Annotated in this window: 20 protein-coding genes; 13 read left to right on the top strand and 7 right to left on the bottom strand. The window is 61.3% G+C overall.

Annotated features, from left to right (window positions below):
• Window positions 1-2: 2 nt before the first annotated feature.
• Window positions 3-968 (top strand): lipid A deacylase LpxR family protein, encoded by a 966-nt coding sequence (locus E5K00_RS21845; protein WP_167856997.1) that lies wholly within the window; start codon window positions 3-5, stop codon window positions 966-968.
• A gap of 29 nt (window positions 969-997) precedes the next feature.
• Here E5K00_RS21845 and E5K00_RS21840 read toward each other — a convergent pair whose 3' ends face one another.
• Both E5K00_RS21840 and dusB read right to left on the bottom strand, forming a co-directional pair.
• On the bottom strand, window positions 998-1,960 hold the full coding sequence (locus tag E5K00_RS21840) for a DMT family transporter (RefSeq protein ID WP_135465436.1): 963 nt from the start codon (window positions 1,958-1,960) through the stop codon (window positions 998-1,000).
• A 172-nt stretch (window positions 1,961-2,132) separates the two neighbouring features.
• Window positions 2,133-3,122 (bottom strand): tRNA dihydrouridine synthase DusB, encoded by a 990-nt coding sequence (gene dusB / locus E5K00_RS21835; protein ID WP_135465435.1) that lies wholly within the window; start codon window positions 3,120-3,122, stop codon window positions 2,133-2,135.
• Between the two features lie 94 nt (window positions 3,123-3,216).
• On the opposite strand from dusB, the gene E5K00_RS21830 reads away from it, so the two are divergent.
• The 4 genes from E5K00_RS21830 (at window position 3,217) to E5K00_RS21815 (ending at window position 7,992) form a co-directional block, all read left to right on the top strand.
• Window positions 3,217-4,242: a CPBP family intramembrane glutamic endopeptidase gene (locus E5K00_RS21830; protein WP_167856996.1), complete on the top strand. Its 1,026-nt coding sequence runs from the start codon at window positions 3,217-3,219 to the stop codon at window positions 4,240-4,242.
• A gap of 44 nt (window positions 4,243-4,286) precedes the next feature.
• Window positions 4,287-5,237 carry a phosphatidate cytidylyltransferase gene (locus E5K00_RS21825; RefSeq protein ID WP_135465433.1) on the top strand — a complete coding sequence of 317 codons (951 nt, stop codon included), beginning with the start codon at window positions 4,287-4,289 and terminating at the stop codon, window positions 5,235-5,237.
• A gap of 492 nt (window positions 5,238-5,729) precedes the next feature.
• Window positions 5,730-7,016, top strand: coding sequence for a Glu/Leu/Phe/Val family dehydrogenase (locus E5K00_RS21820; protein ID WP_135465432.1), 1,287 nt, complete (start codon window positions 5,730-5,732; stop codon window positions 7,014-7,016).
• Window positions 7,017-7,305: 289 nt separating this feature from the next.
• Window positions 7,306-7,992, top strand: coding sequence for a phosphatidylserine decarboxylase family protein (locus tag E5K00_RS21815; protein ID WP_135465431.1), 687 nt, complete (start codon window positions 7,306-7,308; stop codon window positions 7,990-7,992).
• 145 nt (window positions 7,993-8,137) lie between these two features.
• On the opposite strand, the gene E5K00_RS21810 is transcribed toward E5K00_RS21815, so the two are convergent.
• Together E5K00_RS21810 and ribD are read right to left on the bottom strand one after the other, a co-directional pair.
• On the bottom strand, window positions 8,138-8,620 hold the full coding sequence (locus E5K00_RS21810) for a GAF domain-containing protein (RefSeq protein WP_135465430.1): 483 nt from the start codon (window positions 8,618-8,620) through the stop codon (window positions 8,138-8,140).
• Between the two features lie 142 nt (window positions 8,621-8,762).
• Window positions 8,763-9,794 carry a bifunctional diaminohydroxyphosphoribosylaminopyrimidine deaminase/5-amino-6-(5-phosphoribosylamino)uracil reductase RibD gene (ribD, locus tag E5K00_RS21805; RefSeq protein WP_135465429.1) on the bottom strand — a complete coding sequence of 344 codons (1,032 nt, stop codon included), beginning with the start codon at window positions 9,792-9,794 and terminating at the stop codon, window positions 8,763-8,765.
• Between the two features lie 170 nt (window positions 9,795-9,964).
• On the opposite strand from ribD, the gene prmC reads away from it, so the two are divergent.
• The 7 genes from prmC (at window position 9,965) to rfbA (ending at window position 17,307) form a co-directional block, all read left to right on the top strand.
• Window positions 9,965-10,828, top strand: coding sequence for a peptide chain release factor N(5)-glutamine methyltransferase (gene prmC / locus E5K00_RS21800; RefSeq protein WP_135465428.1), 864 nt, complete (start codon window positions 9,965-9,967; stop codon window positions 10,826-10,828).
• Between the two features lie 130 nt (window positions 10,829-10,958).
• Window positions 10,959-11,549 (top strand): acyltransferase, encoded by a 591-nt coding sequence (locus E5K00_RS21795; RefSeq protein ID WP_135465427.1) that lies wholly within the window; start codon window positions 10,959-10,961, stop codon window positions 11,547-11,549.
• Window positions 11,550-11,565: 16 nt separating this feature from the next.
• Entirely contained in the window at window positions 11,566-12,864 is a 1,299-nt protein-coding gene (locus tag E5K00_RS21790) for a nucleotide sugar dehydrogenase (RefSeq protein WP_135465426.1), read from the top strand.
• A gap of 122 nt (window positions 12,865-12,986) precedes the next feature.
• Window positions 12,987-14,006 (top strand): UDP-glucose 4-epimerase GalE, encoded by a 1,020-nt coding sequence (galE, locus tag E5K00_RS21785; RefSeq protein WP_135465425.1) that lies wholly within the window; start codon window positions 12,987-12,989, stop codon window positions 14,004-14,006.
• 105 nt (window positions 14,007-14,111) lie between these two features.
• Window positions 14,112-15,164 carry a dTDP-glucose 4,6-dehydratase gene (rfbB, locus tag E5K00_RS21780; RefSeq protein ID WP_135465424.1) on the top strand — a complete coding sequence of 351 codons (1,053 nt, stop codon included), beginning with the start codon at window positions 14,112-14,114 and terminating at the stop codon, window positions 15,162-15,164.
• A 102-nt stretch (window positions 15,165-15,266) separates the two neighbouring features.
• Entirely contained in the window at window positions 15,267-16,274 is a 1,008-nt protein-coding gene (locus E5K00_RS21775; protein WP_135465423.1) for an SDR family oxidoreductase, read from the top strand.
• A gap of 154 nt (window positions 16,275-16,428) precedes the next feature.
• Complete coding sequence (rfbA, locus tag E5K00_RS21770; protein WP_135465422.1) at window positions 16,429-17,307, top strand: glucose-1-phosphate thymidylyltransferase RfbA; 879 nt, start codon at window positions 16,429-16,431, stop codon at window positions 17,305-17,307.
• A gap of 83 nt (window positions 17,308-17,390) precedes the next feature.
• Here the strand turns inward: rfbA and chrA are convergent, their stop codons facing one another.
• Window positions 17,391-18,623 carry a chromate efflux transporter gene (gene chrA / locus E5K00_RS21765; RefSeq protein WP_135465421.1) on the bottom strand — a complete coding sequence of 411 codons (1,233 nt, stop codon included), beginning with the start codon at window positions 18,621-18,623 and terminating at the stop codon, window positions 17,391-17,393.
• A gap of 186 nt (window positions 18,624-18,809) precedes the next feature.
• Complete coding sequence (locus tag E5K00_RS21760) at window positions 18,810-19,787, bottom strand: isopenicillin N synthase family dioxygenase (RefSeq protein ID WP_135465420.1); 978 nt, start codon at window positions 19,785-19,787, stop codon at window positions 18,810-18,812.
• 136 nt (window positions 19,788-19,923) lie between these two features.
• Here E5K00_RS21760 and E5K00_RS21755 point away from each other — a divergent pair, with 136 nt between their 5' ends.
• Window positions 19,924-20,751, top strand: a complete 828-nt coding sequence (locus E5K00_RS21755) for a hypothetical protein (RefSeq protein ID WP_135465419.1) — start codon at window positions 19,924-19,926, stop codon at window positions 20,749-20,751.
• Between the two features lie 80 nt (window positions 20,752-20,831).
• Here E5K00_RS21755 and E5K00_RS21750 read toward each other — a convergent pair whose 3' ends face one another.
• A complete protein-coding gene (locus tag E5K00_RS21750; protein WP_135465418.1) occupies window positions 20,832-22,856 on the bottom strand; it encodes a hypothetical protein in 2,025 nt (674 codons plus the stop codon).
• Window positions 22,857-23,112 lie beyond the last annotated feature (256 nt).

Here is a 23,112-nt window from a genome sequence, read left to right as displayed (position 1 = left end):
CTATGCGCCTTTCCCTGGTCGTTTTCCTGCTGCTGTCCTTGCTGCAAAGTCGAGCTACGGCGCAAACCGCCGACAGCCTCAGCCCCGACCGGCTGCTGTTCTACACCTTCGCCAACGACGCCTTTTTTCGCACCGATTACTACTTCACCCAGGGCATGACGCTGAACCTGGTGCTGCCGGTTTTCGGCCGGTCGCCGGTGAACAAGGTGCTGCTGCCGGGGCCGGCGGGCAGCGTGCGGCACCACGGCGTGAAGCTGTTTTACGACGGATTCACGCCCCTGCGCATCCAGGACGACACCATCCGGCGCGGCGACCGGCCCTACGCGTCCTACATCTACGCCACGCTCTACCGGGTGGCTACGGCCCGCCACCGCCGCCTGACTTCCGGCCTGAACCTGGGACTTATCGGGCCGGCCGTGGGCGCCAAGGGCTTCCAGACCAAAGTGCACGCGCTGATCGACGCGCCCACCCCCCGCGGCTGGGATTACCAGATTCGCAACGACTTGGTGCTGGGCTACGAAGCCCTGCTGGAGCAGCGCCTGCTGGGCCTGGGCAAAGCCGCGGAGCTGATCGGGCAGGGGCAAGCCTCGGTGGGTACGCTCAACACGTTTGCCGGGGCTGGCCTGCTGCTGCGCCTGGGCAAGATGAACCCCTATTTCCAGAACCTGGGGCTGGCTTCGCGGGCAAACCGGACTGGCTTGCAACGATTTCAGCTGTACGCCACCGGGCAGGCCGAAAGCCGCGTGGTGGGCTACAACGCCACCATGCAGGGCGGCCTGCTGAACCGCCGCAGTCCGTACACGCTGGCCGCCGCCGACCTGAAACGGGTAGTAGCCCAGGGCACGGTCAGCCTGGTAGCGGCCTACGGCGGCCTGAGCTTCCGCACCTCCGCCGTCTGGATTACGCCCGAATTTCGCGGCAGCCGCCACCACAGCTGGGTGCAGTTTGGGCTGGGCGTGGCGTTTTAAAATGGTTGACCTGGCCGGTTGCTGAGGCTTTATTTGGCCCGGTGAATAATGGCCACGCTCACCAGGATAATCACCATGCCCAGCAGGTGCCAGAGGTTAAAGGCTTCGCCATCGAGCACGCCCCAGGCCAGGGCCATGATGGGCACGATGTAGGTGTTGGAAGCCGCAAACAGCGCCGTGGACTGCTGAATGAGCTTGTTGAACAGTACCATAGCCACGGCCGTGCTCATGGTAGCCAGCAGGGCAATGTAGCCGAAAGCCGTCCAGGCCCCGGGCACGGTAGCCAGCTTGTGCAGAAACCCGGTGCCGACCAGCAGATACACCAGCGCCGGGCCGCCGATGTAGAGCAGCAGCAGGCCCGTGACGGCCAGCGGTGGAATACCGTGCAGCCGGTTCTTGATGACGTTGACGCTCACCCCGTAGCCCGCCGTGGCCAGCACGATGTAGAGGCCATACCAGGCGTTGCCCTCCCCGCTGGGCGTGGCCGCGCCGCCGCTGCCGCCCAGCAGCATCAGCACCACCGTGCCCACCAGGCCCAGCACGATGCCCAGCACCCGCAGCGGCGTGAGCTTCTGCCCGAAAAACATGGCGCCGACCAGCAGGGTAAACACGGCCGTCAGGGCATTGAGCACGCCGGCCAGGCCCGAGGCCAGCTTGGTTTCGGCGTAGGCAAACAGGAAAGCCGGAATCAGGGTGCCGACCACGCCGCTGAGCACCAGCCACTTCACGCGGCTGCGCTCCAGCTGGGGCAGGTGCTTCAGGGCAAACGGCAGCAGAATCAGGCTGGCCACCGTGACGCGCGCGGCCCCGAGCTCCATAGCCGAAAACACCACCAGGCCCTTCTTCATCAGAATAAACGACGTGCCCCAGATAGTAGCCAGCGTGAAGAGCAGCACCCAGGCCGAGGCCGGCGTGCGGTGGGGTGGGGGCGAGGCTACCGGAGCAGCCTCGGGAGCAGCCGTAACGGCCGGGGCGGTAGGGGTGGGGGGCATGCGGGGCGGGAAAAGCGGAAAAAGAGCGGAACAGGATAAAAAAGAACGTCATGCTGAGCGAAGTCGAAGCATCTCGCGTGCTGACGTTGGAAGTACCAACCCAACATCAGCGCGCGAGATGCTTCGACTTCGCTCAGCATGACACTCACAGGATAAAAAAACTGCTCTGGCGTTACCCGACCAGCACGGGCTCGGCGGCCGAAATTTCGGCCAGGATAGCGTATATCTCCTCGACCGAGTAGGTGTCGACCAGGCGCATGCGCCACTGCTTGGCGCCTTCCAGGCCGCGGAAATACTGGGCGTAATGGCGGCGCATTTCCAGAATGCCCGACCGTTCACCTTTCCACTCGATGCTTTTCTCGAAGTGCATGCGGCACATGGCCACGCGCTCCTCCACCGTGGGCGGGGCCAGCTTTTCGCCGGTAGCCACGAAGTGCTTGATTTCCCGAAAAATCCAGGGGTAGCCGATGCTGGCGCGCCCAATCATGACGCCGTCCACGCCGTAGCGGTTTTTGTACTCCACCGCTTTTTCGGGCGAGTCGATGTCGCCGTTGCCGAAAATCGGGATTTTGATGCGCGGGTTTTCCTTGATTTTGGCAATCAGGCGCCAGTCGGCGTCACCCTTGTACATCTGCACCCGGGTGCGGCCGTGCACGGTGAGGGCCTCAATGCCAATGTCCTGGAGCCGCTCGGCCACTTCCTCCACGTTCAGCGTGTTTTCGTCCCAGCCCAGTCGGGTTTTCACCGTCACGGGCAGGTGGGTGGCTTTCACCACGGCCGAGGTCATCTGCACCATCTTCGGAATGTCGCGCAGCAGAGCCGCCCCGGCACCCCGGCAGGCTACTTGCTTCACGGGACAGCCGTAGTTGATGTCAATCAAATCGGGGCCGGCCAGGGTGCTGATGCGGGCACACTCGCCCATGGTTTCCACGTCGGAGCCGAAGAGCTGGATGCCGATGGGCCGCTCGTAGTCGAACACGTCGAGCTTCTTGCGGCTTTTGGCCGCGTCCCGGATCAGGCCTTCCGAGGAAATAAACTCGGTGTACATCAAATCGGCCCCATTGGCTTTGCACACGGCCCGGAACGGCGGATCGGAGACGTCCTCCATCGGGGCGAGCAGCAAGGGAAAATCGGGCAGGGCAAGGTCGCGGATGTGTACCACAGAAGAAGGCTATTACAGGAATTTGCGCAAATTTACGACTCTTCCAAGTTTCCGTAACCGCCTGCCCCCTATGAAAGGTTTCGTGTCCAGTCGTTTGCACCCGGTTGCGAACCTGTTGCTGCTGCTGGTGCTCGCGCTGGCCACCTTCTGCGTTGCCGGCTTTCTTACCGCCGTGTTCAGCAATCTGTTCTTCGGGGTGGGGCTGGTCGAGATGAGCAGCGTGGCCCAGAACCCGCAGGGCTACCCCCAGGCCTGGGGCGTACTGATGCTCAGCCAGGGCCTTACGCTGTTTATTATGCTGGCCGGCGCGGCCCTGGGGCTGGTGTGGCTCACCGGCCGCTCCGCCCTGGAGTACTTTATGCCCCGCCGCCCGGTCGCGCTGCTCTGGTTTGTGGCCGCCGCCGCCCTCATCATCCTGAGCCTGCCCTTCATGGCCTACCTGATTGAGTGGAACACCAATGCCCACGTGCCCGATTCGCTGAAGGGCTTTACCTGGCTGCCGCGCTTCGAAAGCTGGGCCCGCGAAAAGGAGGAGGAGCTGAAAGAAATGACGGCCTTCCTGACGCGCTTCAACTCGCCGACTCGCTTTGCCGTGGCCCTGCTGGTGATTGGGGTGGTGCCGGCCATCAGCGAGGAGCTGTTTTTCCGGGGCGTACTCCAGCGCAACCTCATCGACTGGTTTAAGTCGCGCCACGTGGGCGTGTTTCTGGCCGCCGCTATTTTCAGCGCCATTCACATGCAGTTTCTGGGCTTCGTGCCGCGCTTCGTGCTGGGCCTGGTGCTGGGCTACCTTTACGAGTGGAGCGGCAACATCCTGGTGCCGATGGTGGCGCACTTCACCCAGAATGCCTTCCAGCTCCTGCTCCTCTACGTGCAGCAGCGCCAGTGGAACGGCCCCGACTTCAACCCCGACTCCACCGAGAGCATGCCCTGGTACCTGGTGCTGCTCTCGATGCTGTTCACCGGCGCTATCCTCTACTTCCTGCAACAGCGCCAGCAAACGCAGCCCGCAGAAATGCACACGCTCAGCGCCGCCGGCGTGGCCGTGGTAGCCGCCGAAACCGAGCCCACCGAAACCCGTACGCTCGGCAGCAAGGGTCGCGAAGCCGACCCCGAATAGCCCGCTGCCCCGTCTTTTCTCCCGCCCGATTTTCCTGATTTCCGTTGTCAGAGCCCTCACCCTCGCCCGCTACCACTGCCCCCGAAGCTGCTCCCGGCGCCGACGGAAAAAAGCCCATGTCCAACCTGGCCCAGCGCGTCATCTTCGGCGTCATCGGGGCCGTGCTGCTGCTGGGCAGCGTGTGGTACGGCGCCTGGACGTTTGCTATTTTCTTTGCCGCCGTGCAGGCCAAGATGCTGCACGAGTTTTACCGCATGATGCAGAAGGCGGGCTACAAGCCGGCGGCCATCTTGGGTATCAGCATTAGCTTGTTGATTTTCGGGTCGATATGTATTGTAGCCAGTTCATTGCTGTCCCAACGTGGACAGTTCGCAATGTTTGGCGGAGACATATTCGATGCTGCGGGGCTACTTCTGATAGGGTGTATTATTCTCCTGCCCACCATTCTGATTTTACGGGAAATGTACGCCTGGCCCCGCGAGAATCAGAATTTCTCGCCCTTCGCCAACGTCGGAGTTGCCCTTCTGGGCTTGCTCTACGTGAGCCTGCCCATGAGCCTGCTCAACGTGGTGGCCTTTAGCAGTGGCACCGGCTACGACTACCGCCGCATCGTGGCCCTGCTCTTGCTGGTCTGGTGCTCCGATATCGGGGCCTACGCCGCCGGCAAAACCTTCGGCAAGCACAAGCTGGCTCCCAAAATCTCGCCCGGTAAAACCTGGGAAGGGGCCGTCGGCGGCTTCCTGCTCACGCTGGTCATGGGCTGGGCTCTGGGCTTCTGGCTCACCGATTTGTCCCTGGCCTACCGCCTCGTAGCTGCCGGCACCGTGGCCGTCTTCGGCCCCTTGGGCGACCTGGCCGAGTCCATGCTCAAGCGCAGCGTGGGCGTCAAGGACTCGGGCCGCATCATGCCCGGCCACGGCGGCCTGCTCGACCGGTTCGACGCCTTCCTGTTCATCCTGCCCGTGCTGGCGGTGCTGCAGCTGCTCTTCGGCTAACGAACGATGTAGTGCGAACCACAAAGTCGGCGCTACTGCCTATGCCGCATTCCAAAACAGGTTTGGGGGACTCTCCTATTCTATTGTTGCTGGTTAAAATTCAATGATAGTACTCTACAAATCCTATATTTCTTGCCGAAAGTCATTTGTAGAGTACTCCAACCAGCATTCGGCCAGTAAAAACTCGTTTGGGGAGTACGCCGAAGCAAGTTTAGCATGCCGAAAGTCATTTATAGAGTACTCCTAAGGGCCGGCTGCTTGTAAAAACAGGGTTGGAGAGTACTACAACCCCCTTTTCGCCAGTCGGGAAGCGGCCTTGGCCCGCCGCTAATCTGCTGGCGCGGGCCGGCAAAGCTGCACCCCGCCGCGTTTTCCTGCGTATGGCATAATCTACTACCTTTGAGCCCTCAAATCCGGCGTCCGGTTCCGGCTTCCCACCGCTGAGCCCCGCCTTTTTTTTCTTACCCACCCATCACAATTCACTCTTCCCGTATGGCTGCCACCACGGTGTACAAAGAGCCGGCTCCAATCATGGACCGTGAAAATCCCCTGGAATCAATGATGTCGCGCTTCAACATCGCGGCGGAAATCCTGGGGCTCGACGATTCAACGTATAACGTCCTGAAAGCGCCCGACAAGCAGGTTATCGTCAACATCCCGGTGACGATGGACAATGGCAAAGTGCGTGTATTCGAAGGCTACCGCGTGGTGCACAACACCATCCTGGGCCCCTCGAAAGGCGGTATCCGCTACGACATGAACGTGCACATCGACGAAGTAAAGGCCCTGGCGGCCTGGATGACGTGGAAGTGCGCCGTGGTTGACATTCCCTACGGCGGTGCCAAAGGCGGTATCATCTGCGACCCGACGGCCATGAGCCCCGGCGAAATCGAGCGTCTGACCCGCGGCTACACCCTGGCCATGAAGGACGTATTCGGCCCCGACCGCGACATTCCGGCTCCCGACATGGGCACCGGCCCCCGCGAAATGGCCTGGCTGATGGACGAATTCAGCAAAACGGTAGGCGCTACCTCGCCCGCCGTAGTGACCGGTAAGCCCCTGGTAATGGGTGGCTCGCTGGGCCGCACCGAGGCCACCGGCCGCGGCGTAATGGTATCCGCTCTGGCCGCCATGGGCAAGCTGGGCATGAAGCCCGAAGAGTCGTCGGCCGTGGTGCAGGGCTTCGGCAACGTGGGCTCCTGGGCCGCCAAGCTGCTGGCTGAGAAAGGCGTGAAAATCAAGGGCGTATCCGACATCAGCGGCGCCTACTGGAACGACAACGGCATCAACATCGATGAAGCCATTGCCTACAAAAACGTGCACAACGGCCGCCTTGAAGGCTACACCGGCGCTACCCTCATGAACGCCGATGAGCTGCTGCTCGCCGACGTGGACGTGCTGGTGCCCGCCGCCGTGGAAGACGTCATTACCGAGCACAACGCCCACGACATCAAGGCCAAGCTCATCGTGGAAGGCGCCAATGGCCCGACCTCGGCTTCCGCCGACCCCATCATCAACGAGAAAGGCATCATGGTGGTGCCCGACATCCTGGCCAACTCCGGCGGCGTAACGGTTTCCTACTTCGAGTGGGTCCAAAACCGCCTCGGCTACAAGTGGAGCGAAGACATGGTGATTGAGCGCGCCGAGCGCATCATGACCGATGCCTTCGAGAAAGTGTACGCCACCAGCCAGAAGTACAACGTGCCGATGCGCATCGCCGCCTACGTGGTAGCCATCGACAAAGTAGCCCAGACCTACAAGTTCCGCGGCGGCTTCTAAGCGGTGAATGAGTGAATGAGTGAATGAGCGAAGTTTTATGTTCGATTTGCGCAAGTGGCGCGAGTCCGCGCAAATCGAACATAAAACTCACTCATTCACTCATTCGCTATTTCACTGTTCCGCGGCTATATTTGCTTTCGGATAGCCCGGGCCGGGAGGCTCGGGCTATCTTTGTGTAGTTTGACACGTAATGGTTTAGCTGGGAATATTATTTTGCCAGCTTCTGTTTCCGATAATAGCGTCTGAACCAGCGAAATTTCTCTCCCGACTCAGCGCTAATCTGCGATTTATGAAGATTCACAAAGAAGGACGACGCATACTTTTCTTCACGTTGCTGGCTTTGCTGGCCCTCAACCTGCTGTTGTTCCAGTTCAACGCCCGCGCCGTCACCTTCAACCGGATTTTTGCCGGCGCCTCCGTCATTGCCTTCCTGCTGCTGCTCCAGTTTTTCCGCAGCCCCTTCCGCAACCTGCTCACCCACGAAGACCTGCTCATCGCCCCCGCCGATGGCAAAGTGGTGGTCATCGAGGACGTGCACGAGCCGGAGTACTTCGACGACATGCGCAAGCAGATCAGCATCTTCATGTCGCCGATTAACGTGCATATCACCCGCAACCCGATTTCGGGCATCGTGCGCTACTTCAAGTACCACCCCGGCAACTACCTGGTGGCCTGGCACCCGAAGAGCAGCACCAAAAACGAGCGGACGACGGTCGTGGTGCAGTCGGAAGCCGGGCCGATGGTATTGTTCCGCCAGATTGCCGGCGCTATGGCCCGCCGCATCGTGTGGTACGTGAACGAGGGCGACGAAGTAAGCCAGGGCGAGGAGTTCGGCTTCATCAAGTTCGGCTCCCGCGTCGATTTGTTCGTGCCCCTCGACACGGAGGTGAAGGTGCAGATCGGGGAAAAGGTGAAAGGCGGCCAGACCGTTATTGCCCAGCTCAAAAGCACCCAGCCCGGCTTGTTCGGTAGCTAATTTCCTTTCCTCTTTTTGAATACAAAAAGGCCCGTAGTATTGTGCTGCGGGCCTTTTTTAGTAGCGCGAACTTTGTAGTTCGCGTGCCTGAACAACTCGACTGGCGCGGGGCACGCGAACTACAAAGTTCGCGCTACGGCCCTTGCTAAAACCAGCCGGCGGCCAGTTGCATGAGCTGCTCCAGCGCCGCCTGGTCGTCGTGGTCGAAGTCGTTGAGCTGGTCACTGTCCACGTCGAGCACGGCCACTACCTGGCCGTCTTTCAGAATGGGCACTACGATTTCCGACTTCGACTCGGAGCTGCAGGCAATGTGACCGGGAAACTGCTCCACGTCGGGCACGAGCAGGGTTTGGGCCTGGGCCCAACTGCCGCCGCACACCCCCTTGCCCTTGCGGATGCGGGTGCAGGCAATGGGCCCCTGGAATGGACCCAGCACCAGCTCGTCGTTTTTGACCAGGTAGAAGCCCACCCAGAAAAAGCCGAACGCCTGGCGCAGGGCGGCGGCCGTATTGGCCAGATTGGCCACTAAATCGGGCTCCCCGGTGGTCAAAGCTTCAATCTGGGGCAGGAGCTGGCGGTATTTTTCGGCTTTGGTAAGCGTGGTATCGAGGATGAGTTCTTCAGCCATGAGCGGTGAAATGGTGATTTAGTGATTTAGTGACTTCGTGAGTAGCGGTGAGATGGTGAAATAGTGAAATGGTGCGTTTTGTTCCGCTGGCGCAGAACCGCGCAGCTCGGATAACAACTCACTAACTCACTAAATCACCATCTCACTGCCTGTACACAAACACGTCGTCTTCGCCCAGGGTGAACTGCTCGTGCAGGCCGGAGAGGCCGTGTCTGGGGGCGGCAATACCGCCGCCCAAGTTCTGGCGGCTGCGCAGAATCCGCATTTCATCCCAGAGCCCGTCGCGCAGCAGGGAGCTGAGTACCGTGGGCCCGCCCTCCACCAGCACCGACTGCACGTTGCGCTGGTAGAGGTTGCTGAAGAGCTGCGGAAACAGGTCGTCGGCCTCGGAAAGCGTGATGTAGCCCAGGTTGTCCTTGGTGGCCCGCTCCCGGTAGGTATACACCAGCGTGGGCTGCTGGCCATCGAACAAGTGGTGGGTGGGCGGCAAGCTCAGGTTTTTGTCGATAACGACCCGAATCGGGTTCTGGCCGGGCCATTCGCGGGCGTTGAGGCGGGGATTGTCGTGCAGAGCGGTGCGGGTGCCGACCAGAATGGCCTGCTCCTCGGTGCGCCACTGGTGTACGGCGGCCTGGGCTAGCGGCCCGCTGATGCGCACGGGCTGAAAGTAGGGGCCGGCCAGGTAGCCGTCGGCCGTTTCGGCCCACTTGAGCACCACGTAGGGCCGCTTTTTTTCCTGGAAGGTGAAAAACCGACGGTTCAGCCAGCGGCCTTCGGCTTCGAGCACGCCGGTTTCGACGTGGATGCCAGCGGCCCGCAGCTTTTCCAGGCCCCGGCCGGCCACCAGCGGGTTGGGGTCTAGGTTGCAGACCACCACTTCCTTGACGCCCTTGGCAATGAGCAAATCGGCGCAGGGCGGGGTTTTGCCGAAGTGGGAGCAGGGTTCCAGCGTAACGTACACCCGGCTGTGGGCCAGCAGGCGCTGGTCGGCCACCGCGGCCAGGGCGTTGACTTCGGCGTGGGGGCCGCCGTACTGCCGGTGCCAGCCTTCCCCGATAACGCGGCCCTCGTGCGTGACCACGCAGCCGACCAGCGGATTAGGGCGGGCGTAGCCGGTACCCAGGCGGGCCAGGTCCAGCGCGCGGCGCATCATTAAAGTGTCAAAGTCGGTCATGGTGGGTTAGAGCGTAGCTTTGCAGGTGCCGAAGGTACGCACTGCGGTGGTTTGTCGATCAGTGCTCCGTAGCGCGAACTTTGGCTACGCCGACCTTCGGTTGTGGTTCGTGCCCCTTCACGATTCGCGTTCAGCCACGCGGGCTGCAAAGTTCGCGCTACCTCTCTATTATGCCCACGATTCGCCAACTCACCACCGGCCTGGCCGCCGCGCTAACTCCTCTGTATCCGGCCCCGGAAGCCGACAGCATTGCGGGCCTGGTGGTCGACCATCTGCTGCACCTTTCGCCCTTGCAGCGCCGGATGCGGGCCGCCGAGGAAGTGCCCGCCGAAGTACTGGCGCTGGTGCCGCCGCTGCAGGCCCGGCTGCTGCGCCACGAGCCGGTGCAGTACGTGCTGGGCGTGGCCTACTTTGCCGGCCTGGAGCTGGAAGTCACGCCCGCCACGCTTATTCCAAGGCCCGAAACCGAGGAGCTGGTGGCGCTGATTATTCAGGAGCAGCAGGGGCAGCCCGACCTGACCATCGTCGACATCGGCACCGGCAGCGGCTGTATTCCTATTGCTTTAGCGCAAGCCCTGCGGCCCCGGCGCACGGTGGGCGTGGATATTTCGGCCGCCGCCCTGGCAGTGGCCCGCCGCAATGCCGCCCGCTACCAGAGCCCGGTGGAGTTTGTGCTGGCTGATATTCTAACCCAGGAGCCCGCCGAAATTACGGACGGCTCGGTGACGGTGCTGGTGAGCAACCCACCCTACGTGCTGGAAAACGAGCGGCCCCTGATGCGGCGCAACGTGCTGGACTTCGAGCCCGCCACGGCTCTGTTCGTGCCCGACCACGACCCGCTGCTGTTTTACCGCCGCATTGGGGCGCTGGGCCAGCGCTGGCTGCGGCCGGGTGGGGGCCTCTACTTCGAAATCAACGAGCAGTACGCGGCCGAACTGGTGACCTTGCTGCGAGGGCAGGGCTACGCTACGGTTGAGCCCCAGCAGGACATTTTTGGCAAAGACCGGATGGTGCGGGCCACCAAAAACCGGTAAAGTTCTCACTACCAAACCGCGTGCAAGAGGCTGGCGGCTAAACTTCTCGGCTTCTTAACGGACAAACCTTCGAAAAGCCCTACCTTTGCGGGCTCAAAAACTGCTGACCCGATTCCAATCTTCTCCTCCCGTGACGGATGCCCCCGCCTACTTTGCGCACCCTACCGCCGTCCTCGACGAAGGCTGCCGCATTGGAGCCGGGTGCCGCATCTGGCACTTTGCCCACCTGATGCCCGGCTGCGAGCTGGGCGAGGCGTGCAGCATCGGCCAAAACGTAATGGTAGCTGATGGCGTGAAGCTGGGCCGCAACGTGAAGGTGCAGAACAACGTGAGCCTTTACACCGGCGTCGAGTGCGCCGACGACGTGTTTTTGGGTCCCTCGGTGGTGTTTACCAACGTGCGCAACCCGCGCAGCGCCGTGGTGCGCCGCGGCCAGTACCAGCTCACGGTGCTGGAAAAAGGCGTCAGCATCGGGGCCAACAGCACCATCGTGTGCGGCGTGCGGCTGGGTGAGTACGCCTTCGTGGGCGCCGGCTCGGTCGTGACTAAGGACGTGAAGCCCTACGCGCTGGTGTATGGCAATCCGGCCCGGCAGCACGGCTGGATGAGCGCCTTTGGGCACCGCCTGCAGTTCGACGCCGCCGGCCACGCCACCTGCCCCGAAAGCGGCGAAGAATATTTGCTTACCAATCATCAGGTTTCCCGTATTAGCATCCGCTAACTCTGAATTTCGCAACGTGTACGAGCAACTCCTCCAGAAACAGACCAAACTGGCCGTCATTGGCCTCGGCTACGTGGGCCTGCCCATCGCCCTCGAATTTGCCCGCAAGCTCAGCGTTATCGGCTTCGATATCAATGCCGCCCGCGTCGACCTGATGCGCAACAACATTGACCCCAGCGGTGAGCTGGAGGCCAAAGACTTCGAAGGCTGCGACATTACGTTCACCGATTCGCTGGACGTGCTGCGGGAAGCCAATTTCTTTATCGTGGCCGTGCCGACGCCCATCGACGAGCACGCCATGCCCGATTTGAAGCCCCTGCTGGGCGCGTCGAGCAGTGTGGGCAAAGTGCTCAAGAAAGGCGACTACGTGGTGTTTGAAAGCACCGTGTACCCCGGCTGCACCGAGGAAGACTGCATTCCGGTGATGGAAAAGCACTCGGGTCTGAGCTTCGCCAACGGCGACTTCAAAGTGGGCTACTCGCCCGAGCGCATCAACCCCGGCGACAAGGAGCACACCCTGGCCCGCATCGTGAAAGTGGTGAGCGGCTGCGACGCCGAGTCGCTGGAAACCATTGCCAAGGTCTACGAGCTGGTCATTACGGCCGGTGTGCACCGGGCCAGCAGCATCAAGGTGGCCGAAGCCGCCAAGATCATCGAAAACACCCAGCGCGACGTCAACATTGCCCTGATGAACGAGCTGTCGATGATTTTTGACCGCATGAGCATCAACACCTACGAAGTGCTGGAAGCGGCCGGCACCAAGTGGAACTTCCTGAAATTCTCGCCCGGTCTGGTGGGCGGCCACTGCATCGGCGTAGACCCCTACTACCTGACCTACAAGGCCAAGGAGCTGGGCTACGACGCCAAAGTCATTTTGAGCGGCCGGACCACCAACGACAACATGGGCGCCTACATCGCCCGCAAGGCGGTGCAGATGATGATTAAGCAGGGCAAGGACGTGGCCAAGAGCCGGGTGCTGGTGATGGGCGCGACCTTTAAGGAAAACGTGGAGGACATCCGCAACTCCAAGGTGGCCGACGTGATTCAGGAGCTCAAGAACTTCTCCGTGAATGTGGACATCGTGGACCCCCACGCCGACTCCGACGAGCTGCACCACGAGTACGGCTTCCGCCTGACCCCCGAAACCGACATCCGCAAGGACTACGACGCGGTAATCGTGGCCGTGAGCCACAAGCCCTACCTGGCCCACGACGAGGCTTACTTCCAGTCGATTACCGCCGAAAACCCCGTGCTGGTCGACATCAAAGGCCTCTACCGCGGCAAGATGAACACTATTCAGTACTGGAGCTTGTAGCGGTGAATGAGTGAGTTGGTGAATGAGTGAAGTAGTTCGTATGCCATCTGGCACCAAGCGGACCGTTCACTTATCGGCCACTTCACTCATTCACCAACTCACTCATTCACCCATTGACTAAAATGGAAAGAACGAAGATCGTCGTGACGGGCGGGGCGGGCTACATTGGCTCCCACGCGGTGGTTGAGCTGTTTGAGGCCGGTTACCAGCCCATTATCATTGATAATTTCAGCAACTCCCGGGAGTCGGTGCTCGACGGCATCAAGGACATCCTGGGCGTGGCCGTGCCCTGCTACAACATCGACTGCGGCGACGAGGCGGCCCTGCGCGGCGTCTTCGACCAAGAGGCGGATATTCGCGGCGTCATTCACTTCGCGGCCTACAAGGCCGTGGGCGAGTCGGTGCAGCAGCCGCTGAAATACTACCAGAACAACGTTGGCTCGCTCATTACCCTACTCAAGGTGATGCCCGACTACGGCGTGAGCAACGTGGTCTTCTCCTCGTCGTGCACCGTGTACGGCATTCCGGACCAGCTGCCCGTGACTGAGCAGACGCCGACCAAGCCGGCTACTTCGCCCTACGGCAATACCAAGAAAATCTGCGAGGATATCCTCAACGACGTGGCTTCGGTGTCGGAGGGTGCTATTCGCACGATTCTGCTGCGCTACTTCAACCCGATTGGGGCCCACGCCTCGGCCCGCATCGGCGAGCTGCCGTTGGGCGTACCCAACAACCTGGTGCCGTTTATTACCCAGACGGCGGCCGGCATTCGGGAGAAGCTGACCATTTACGGCGACACCTACGACACGCCCGACGGTACCAACATCCGCGACTACGTGCACGTGGTGGACCTGGCTAAGGCCCACGTGGTAGCCGTGCAGCGCCTACTCGAGGCCAAGGGTGAAGCCGTGGAAACCTTCAACGTGGGCACCGGCCGCGGCAACAGCGTGCTGGAAGTCGTCCACGCTTTCGAGCGGGCTACGGGCCAGAAGCTGAACTACGTCATCGGGCCGCCCCGGGTGGGTGACGTGCCGGCCATCTACGCCGACGTAACTAAGGCCACGCAGGAGCTGGGCTTCAAAACCACCACCACCCTGGACGAGGCCTTGGCCAGCTCCTGGAAGTGGCAACAGACGCTGTGAGTTAGTGACTTAGTGATTTAGTGAGTTTGCAGTTCAATGGCGTATTCATCTCCTAAATCACTAATGGTCAACTCACTAAATCACTAAATCACTAAATCACCGATCATGAAAATCATCATCACCGGCGGGGCCGGCTTCATTGGGTCGCACGTGGTGCGCCTGTTCGTCACGAAGTATCCCGAGTATCAGATTCTGAACCTGGATGCCTTGACCTACGCCGGCAACCTGGAAAACCTGCGCGACATCGAGAATGAGCCCAACTACCGCTTGGTGAAGGGCGACATTACCGACCAGGCTTTCGTAGACCAGCTTTTCGCCACCGAGGAGCCCGACGCCGTGATTCACCTCGCGGCCGAGTCGCACGTGGACCGCAGCATCACCGACCCGCTGGCGTTTGTGAAAACCAACGTGCTGGGCACGGTGCACCTGCTGAACGCGGCCAAAAACCTGTGGAAAGCCTCGGGCTACGAAGGCAAAACCTTCTACCACGTGAGCACCGACGAGGTGTACGGCTCCCTGGAAATGGGCCCCGAGATGTTCACCGAGGACACGCCCTACGACCCCCGCTCGCCTTATTCGGCTTCGAAAGCAGCGTCCGACCATTTCGTGCGGGCCTGGTACCACACCTACCACATGCCGGTGAAGCTCAGCAACTGCTCGAACAACTACGGCCCCAACCACTTCCCCGAGAAGCTGATTCCGCTGGCTATTCACCGCATTCAGCACGGGCAGCCCGTGCCGGTGTACGGCAAAGGCGAAAACGTGCGCGACTGGCTGTTCGTGAAAGACCACGCCACCGCCATCGACGCCGTTTTCCACAAGGGCGTAGTGGGCGAAACCTACAACATCGGCGGCGTGAACGAGTGGCAGAACATTGAGCTCATCAACCTGCTCTGCGACGTGCTCGACGAGAAAACCGGCCGCGAAAAAGGCACCTCGCGCAAGCTCATCACCTACGTGACGGACCGCGCCGGCCACGACCTGCGTTACGCCATCGACTCGAGCAAAATCATGAACGAGCTGGGCTGGAAGCCGTCGGTAACGTTCGAGCAGGGCCTGGCCCAGACCGTAGACTGGTACCTGGAAAACACCGAGTGGCTGGAGCACGTAACCAGCGGCGCCTACCAGCAATACTACCAGCAGCAGTACAACCGATAATTAATGTGCTGATGTGGAAATGTGCTGATGTGCTAAGGTCAAACCGGCTAAAGCAGCAGTTCATTTCCACATTTCTCACATTGGCACATTAGCACATTAAAAATGTACGAAACCCCTTTTCACGACCAGCCGCTCGACAACCTGACCTTTCTGGTGACGGGCGGGGCGGGCTTTATCGGCTCCAACCTGGTTGAATACCTGCTGAAGTACGGTGCCAAAAAGGTGCGCGTGCTCGACAACTTCTCCAACGGCTTCCGCAAGAACCTGAATCTGTTTGCCGGTAACCCCGCGCTGGAAGTAATCGAAGGTGACATCCGGGACCGGCAAACCTGCATCGACGCCTGCGTGGGTGTCGACGTGGTGCTGCACCAGGCCGCTTTGGGCTCGGTGCCCCGCTCCATCAACGACCCGATTACCTCCAACGACGTGAACGTGGGCGGTTTCGTGAACATGCTCGTGGGCGCCAAGGAAGCCGGGGTGAAGCGCTTCGTGTACGCGGCTTCCTCCTCGACCTACGGTGACCATAAGGCTCTGCCCAAGGTGGAAGACCGGATTGGCAAGCCCCTGTCGCCCTACGCCGTGACCAAATACGCCAACGAGCTGTACGCCGACGTGTTTGGCAAAACCTACGGCATGGAAATCATCGGGCTGCGCTACTTCAACATCTTCGGCCCCCGTCAGGATCCGAACGGCGCTTACGCGGCCGTTATTCCGCTCTTCATCGATGCCGTGTTGCAGGGCAAGCCCCCGCGCATGAACGGCGACGGTGGGCAGACCCGCGACTTTACTTTCGTGGAAAACTGCGTGCAGGCCAACATCAAGGCGGCGCTGGCTCCGAACCCGGAAGCGGTAAACCAGGTGTATAACGTAGCCGTAGCCGACCGTACCTCGCTCAACGACCTGTTCAACATCCTCAAGGACGAAGCCGGCTCCGACATCACGCCCGAGTACGGCCCCGACCGCGCCGGCGACATCCGCGACTCGTTGGCCGACATCAGCAAGGCTAAAAATTTGCTCGGCTACGACCCCCAGATCCGCATCCGGGAAGGCCTGCAGAAAACCCTGGCTTGGTTTAAGGAAAATCAGGCCTTTATTGCTGAGCGCAACTAGCTGTGAACCTCTGTCATGCCGAGCGTAAGCGAAGCATCTCGCGTGCTGATGTTGCATGAGTATTAACTACCATTGCAACGTCAGTACGCGAGATTCCTCGCGGGGCTCGGAATGACGTTCTAGCTCACTAAGTCACTAACTCACTCATTCACAGATGAAAGGAATTATCCTGGCCGGCGGCTCCGGCACCCGCTTGCACCCGCTCACGCTGGCCGTCAGCAAGCAGCTTATGCCGGTGTACGACAAGCCGATGATTTACTATCCGCTTTCGATTCTGATGATGGCGGGCATCCGCGAAATCCTCATTATCACCACGCCCCACGACCAGGAGCAGTTCAAACGCCTCTTGGGCGACGGGCAGCGGCTGGGCTGCAACTTCCAGTACGCGGTGCAGGAAGTGCCCAACGGTCTGGCCCAGGCCTTCGTCATCGGCGCCGACTTCATCGGTGACGACAAAGTGGCCCTGGTGCTCGGCGACAACATCTTCCACGGGGAAGGCCTGGAAGAGCTGCTCAAAAGCAACAACAGCCCCGAGGGCGGCGTGGTATACGCCTACCACGTGCTGGACCCCGAGCGCTACGGCGTGGTGGAGTTCGACGAGAATAAAAAGGCCCTCAGCATCGAGGAAAAGCCCAAGCAGCCCAAGAGCAACTACGCCGTACCGGGCCTGTATTTCTACGACAACGAGGTTATTCAGATTGCCCGGGACCTGAAGCCCAGCCCCCGCGGCGAGTACGAAATTACCGACGTCAACCAGGAATACCTGCGCCGCGGCAAGCTGAAAGTGGGCATTCTGGGCCGCGGCACCGCCTGGCTCGACACCGGCACGTTCGAGTCGCTGATGCAGGCCGGCGAGTTTGTGCGCGTTATCGAGCAGCGCCAGGGCCTGAAGGTGGGTTCCATCGAGGAAATTGCTTACCGTCAGGGCTTTATTACGGCCGACCAGCTGCGCGCCATTGCCGAGCCCCTGCGCAAGAGCGGCTACGGCGACTACCTGATGAGCCTGCCCGAGTCGTTGCTGCTAGAGAAGTAAGCCGACTGATTACCGATACCAAAAAGGCCCGCGCTACCGGTAGCGCGGGCCTTTTTGGTTGGTCGGGCAGTAGGGAAGCCCGGCTAAAACAGGATGCCGGCTGCCAGTCCGGCCAGCACGATGACGTAGGAGGGAAGCTTGTCCCAGAGCAGCACCAGAAAGGTGGCCGCCACCAGCGCCAGGTTGATGGGCGTATCGGGCAAGGGGTGGTACAGCAGAAACGTGGCCGCGCACACCAGCCCGGCCGACACGGCGTTGATGCCCTCCAACGAAGCCTTGACGACGCGGTATTGCTTGAGCTGGTCCCAGAACCGAATCAGGAAGAAGATGAGCAGGGTGCCGGGCATGAAGATGCCCGCTGCCGCTACCACGGCTCCCAGAATCTGGCCGCTGATGCCGCTGCCTTCCTGCCGCATGGCCAACGCCCCAATGTAGGAGGCAAACGAGAAATTCGGCCCCGGCATGGCCTGCACCAGTCCCAGCCCCGACAGAAACTCCTGGGTGGAGAGGTAGTGCTTAAACTCCACGAACTCGGCAAACAGCAGCGGGGCCAGCACCTGCCCACCCCCAAACACCAGGCTGCCGTTGCGGTAGAAGTTCTCGAACAGGCGCACGGGCAGCAGGCGGGTGTAGTGGCCCAGCACGGCCGCGCCCACCAGCACGGCCAGCCACAGCGCGAAGTTGGCCCACTCGATGCGCAAGGGCTCCTTCTTCTCCAGCACCGGCATTTTGCGGTAGCGGAACGTAGTAATGGCCCCGCCCGCCAGCAGCAGCAGCGGCAGCACCGAAGGCAGCTGAAACCGGTACGCCAGCATGGAGGCGGCCACCATCAGGGCCACCGAGGTTTTGGTGTGAATAACCTTCTCGGCAATCTTGTAGGCCGAATACGCCACGAACCCTACCGCAATGGGCTGAATGTACTGCACCAGGTGGGCCACCTGGTCCTTATCGAGGTAGGAGATGGTGAGGCCCGCCAGCGTCATCAGGGTCACGGCGGGCAGCATCCAGATTAGCACCGTGAGGTAGGCCAGGTTGGGGCCGCCCAGCCGGTAGCCAATGGCCGTAATAGTCTGGGTGGAGGTGGGACCGGGCAGAATCTGGCAGAGCGCCGTCAGCTCCAGCAGCTCGGCCGCCGTCAGGTAGCGGCGCTTGTCCACGAGCAGGCGCAGCATCATGGCCAGGTGGGCCTGGGGGCCGCCAAAGGCCGTAAGCCCCAGGGCTGCCACGTCTTTGAGGAAAATAATTCCTCGCACCCGCTTGGTGCGGGCTCCGCGGGTACCCCGGGGCGGCGCGAGCTGAATTTCTTCCGTTTCCAAAGCGAGGAGCGTAGTAGGCCGGCAAGGACGCGCAAAGCCGGGGCAAAAGCAAGTGCGGAGCCTGCCCGGCGGCGTCACTAAGGCGGTGATACCCAACAAAAATAAAGCTGCCGGCTGCTGAGCGGTGGGCCGGAAAACGTCCGAGCCTGCAGCTTCAACAACCGGCAGCTAATTCTTCAACAGACCTTACTTTTTCTTCAGGCCCAGTTCAATCAAACGCTCGTTGAGGAATTCGCCGGCGGTGATGTCGGCTTCCTTCTTCGGGTTGTCGGGCGTTACGCAGCTTTCCAGGGCGGCCAGGCTCATTTCCGAGCGGGGGTGCATGAAGAACGGCACCGAGAAGCGCGAGGAGTTCATCTTTTCGCGGGCTGGGTTCACCACGCGGTGAATGGTGCTTTTCAGCACGCCGTTGGTCAGGCGCTGCAGCATGTCGCCCACGTTCACCACAATCTGGTCGGGCAGGGCCGTAATCGGAATCCACTTGTCGTCGCGGCGCTTCACCTGCAGGCCATCGGCGGAGGCGCCCATGAGCAAGGTAATCAGGTTGATGTCGCCGTGCTCAGCGGCGCGGACGGCATCGGCGGGAACTGCATCCGGGTTTTCGATGGGGAAGTAGTGAATGGGCCGCAGGATGCTGTTGCCGTTGCGTACTTTGTCGTCGAAATAATTTTCGGGCAGTTTCAGGTACAGGGCAATGGCGCGCAGCACGTCTTTGCCAGCCGCTTCCAGCGTCTTATACGTGGTGAGCGTGCTTTCCCGGAAAGTGGCAATTTCCGCGGGCCAGATGTTGTCCGGATACTCGCTCTTGATGGGGTCATTTTCGTCGTCGACCTCCTGGCCCACGTGGAAAAACTCCTTCAGGTCGCCGGTGTTGCGGCCCTTGGCGTGCTCTTTTCCTTTGCTGATATAGCCGCGCTGGCCCGCCAGTTCGGGGTTTTCGTAGCGCTGCTTGGCGTCGTCGGGCAGGGCGAAGAAGGCTTTTACGTCGTTGTAAAGGGCCGCCGTTTGCTCATCGGTGAGGCCATGATTCTTCAGGGCCACGAAACCGATATTCTGGTAAGCTTCGCCGAGCTGTTGTACGAAGCGGGCCTTACGCTCCGGGTCACCGGAACGGAAATCGGCCAAGTCGAGGGAGGGAATTTCTTCCAACAATTTTTCTTCCATAGCGGAAAATCAATATACTTTTGAGCAATCCTTACGTATTGCGCAAGGTACTTAAAAAATCATTCGTCGTCCCGGTGTCGGGGCGCGGCCGGACAAGCGGTCCGGTGGTCCTCTTAACCCTTCCACCATTTCCCTCATGAAAGCATCTGCTTTACTAATGGGCAGCGCGATGCTGCTTGGTCTGGCTGCCTGCGACACGGCTAGACAAACACAAGAGTCGGGCTCCCAGTCTACGGCCGAACGCGTGCCCTCGGCTAACACGGCTTCCATGGAGAAAAACGGCATCCGCGTGACGCCTTTCACGGACTCGCCCCGTAACCCCGAAGCCCAGCTGCAGCTTAAGTCGCCGGTGACGGGCTCGACGGTGCCCAGCGGTAACGTGTCGTTCGACTACGACATCACCAACTTCCAGCTCACCAAGATGACGGGCGGGATGCACTCGGAGGAAATGGCAAACTCGGAAAAGGGTCAGCACATCCATAATATCGTTGACAATGAGCCGTATACCGCTCATTACACCACGGAATTTACGAAACCTATTGCCGACGGACAACACGTAGTGCTGTCGTTTTTGTCGCGCTCCTACCACGAAAGCCTCAAGCACCGCGGCGCGTATGACCTGCGCGTCATTACGGTGGGCAACGCCCCAACTACCCCGCTGAACGTCGACCTACAGAGCCCCCACCTGTTCTACAGCCGCCCCAAAGACACGTACTCGGGCAAAGACGCGGCCAAGGTGATGCTGGACTTCTACCTGGTAAACACCACGTTGTCGCCGGAAGGCAACAAAGTGCGGGCTACCATCAACGGCACCGAGTTTATGCTGGATCAGTGGGCTCCGTTTATGATGGAAGGCCTGCCCGCCGGCCAGAACACGGTGAAGCTGGAACTGGTAGATGCCAGCGGCAACCTGATTCCCGGCCCGTTCAACTCGGTAACGCGCAACTTCACGCTGCAGCCCTAAGCGGCCCACGCGTAGTACCACCTTGCAAAAGGCCCGACTGCCATCCGGCGGCCGGGCCTTTGTGCGTGCTACGCGCTGTGCTATACTCGCCGGAACGTGCGAATCCGCCAGTTGACGGCCACCTCGAAGTAGGGGTACAGGTTCCGGGTTTCGCGCCGCAGGTCTTCGATGGTATACCCGGCCCCGACGTAGGGACCCTGCCCTTCGGTGTAGCGGTAAAACGTGCGCAGCTGCTGCAGCCAGATGCTACCCACCACGGTGAAGCCCGCCTGGGAGCGTCGCTCGTAGGCCAGGTCGGGGCCCTGCTGGCGGGTGAGGCTGCGCAGGTAAATCAGGGTGGAGCCCGCGCCGCTGGCCGCGTCGAGCAGGGCCGCGCGGCCGTGGCTGCGCTGCTCCAGAAACCGGTAGCCCAGGCGCAGGCTGCTGGTGCCACGCAGGCCGCTCCAGCTGTGGCGCAGGCTGGCCGCCAGGTCGTGGGTGATGGACGTGTCGAGGGGGCTTTCCTTAAACTGCTGCCAGTTGAGCAGCCCGATGCGGTTTTCGCGCCGAATGTAATCCAGGGAGGCCAGCAGGCGGGGCGTAAACTGGTAACCCACGTGCTGCTGCTGCTCCAGCACCCGGCTGGCGCGGTTTTTCAGCTGCTCACTCAGCCGGTCGCGCACCTGGTAGCTCACCCACAGGTGGTAGGTCGATTTCAAACTGAAGCGGCCCGGAGCCCAGGTAAACGACGGTTCCCAGTGTAGCAGCCGGTCGGTGTAGTTTTCGGCGCTTTGCGAAGCCCGGATAAATACAAACTGCCGATACTCGCCGCCCACCGCCAGGGAAGTGCGAAACGCGCCGGCCCAGCGGCCCACCCACACCAGGCGCAGGCTGTGCTGGGCCTCGTCCCGGTCCTGGTCGTTTTCCTTGCTGGGCGTATCCACGCGCAAAAGCTGCGCCGAGCCCAGCACCGTAAGCGAGTGGCGGGGCAGGGGCAGCCACGTCAGCTCCGACTGCCACAGGGTGGTTTTCTCCGAAATGTCCTTGATCTGCTCCCGCTCGGTCGCCGCGTTCAGGCGGGCGGGGGAGAGGCGGCGGTTGTTTTCCAGGGCGTAGTTGCGGTTTCGCTCCCGGTAGTTGAACAGGAGCACGAACTGCAGCTTTTTGCTGGCTACCCGCACTTCCTGGCGCGTGTCGAGCTCCTGCTGCCGGTAGCCCAGGTTCTGCACCGTGTCGGCTTCGGGACCTAGTGGGCGGTAAGCAAAAGCCCGGCTGGGTAGCGCCAGCAGGTTGTCGGAGCGAAAGGAGGCTTTGTCGCTGAGCTGATACACCCAGCTGAGCTGCCCGGCAATCGTGTCGCTCTGAATGCGCTGCACGTTGCCCGGCACGTAGTCTTCGGCCCGGTTAGAGCGGTAGCCCAGGCGCAGCGAGCCGCTGGAAAAGGCGTCGAACGTGCGGGCGTAGAAACCTTCGGCCAGGGTGCGCTGCCACACCCGCGGGCCCAGCTGCGCCCGGGTCCCAAACAGGCGCACGGCCACCGGGTCTTTGGCCTGCTGCCCGGGGTACACCAGCGTCGTGACTTCCAGCCCGTAAGAGGGGCCCAGGTCGCGGCGGCCGTTGCGCACGTCGTAGGCCGCCCCGCCCAGCAGCACGTAGCGCGCCACCGACAGAGTGTCCAGAGCCGTGGCGGGGCGCAGGCGGTGCTGGTAGCCCAGGCGGGCCTGCCAGGCGCCGGTGCGGGTGGCGTTGGCCCGGCTTTGCTCGTAGTGCACCAGCTGCCCCACCTGCCAGCGGCGGCTCAGCGCTACGGTCTGCAACGCGTAGGCGCCGTAATCTTCCCGCACAAACGGTGGGTGGCCCCGCTCATCGTAGATCCAGTCGCTGAGTAGGCGGTAGTGCACCGTTTGGCGGGGCGTGAGCAGCAGGCGGCCCCGCAGCTCGGTTTGCTGGGAGTAGGTGCTCACGCCCACGCGCCGGGCCCGAAACGAAAGCAGCAACAGCGAATCGGCAGGGACAGAGGTAGTTTCGGGCACCAGCACCTGCGCCGCCGCCGGGTTTGCCACTTCCGACAAGACCAGCAGCAGACAACTCCACAGAGCACAACAGTAGGCGCGACACCAACGCATGAGGACGAAGCAATCGGCCAGCTAGGAGAAAACAACCGATAATGCGTAAGTTAGCTAATCGGTAAGCGCGCTGCAACCACCGAGTCAATCTGGGTTTTAGACAAAAAAAACGCGCCGGAGCTTTCGGAGTGCGTATTTTTGGCTTGCCTTTCGCAGCGCGCCGAAACCTCCTTGCAGCTCAGGACGTCTTGAGAGTCCAGATCTGTCGTAAGAGCCGACCCGGTGCTTCCGGAGGCCTTTGTTTTGCCATATAGCT

The sequence above is a fragment of the Hymenobacter aquaticus genome (genome assembly GCF_004765605.1).
In the GTDB taxonomy this organism is placed as follows: domain Bacteria; phylum Bacteroidota; class Bacteroidia; order Cytophagales; family Hymenobacteraceae; genus Hymenobacter; species Hymenobacter aquaticus.
Note: the sequence above shows the minus strand (reverse complement) of the source record. Positions and strands in the feature narration are given on the sequence as shown.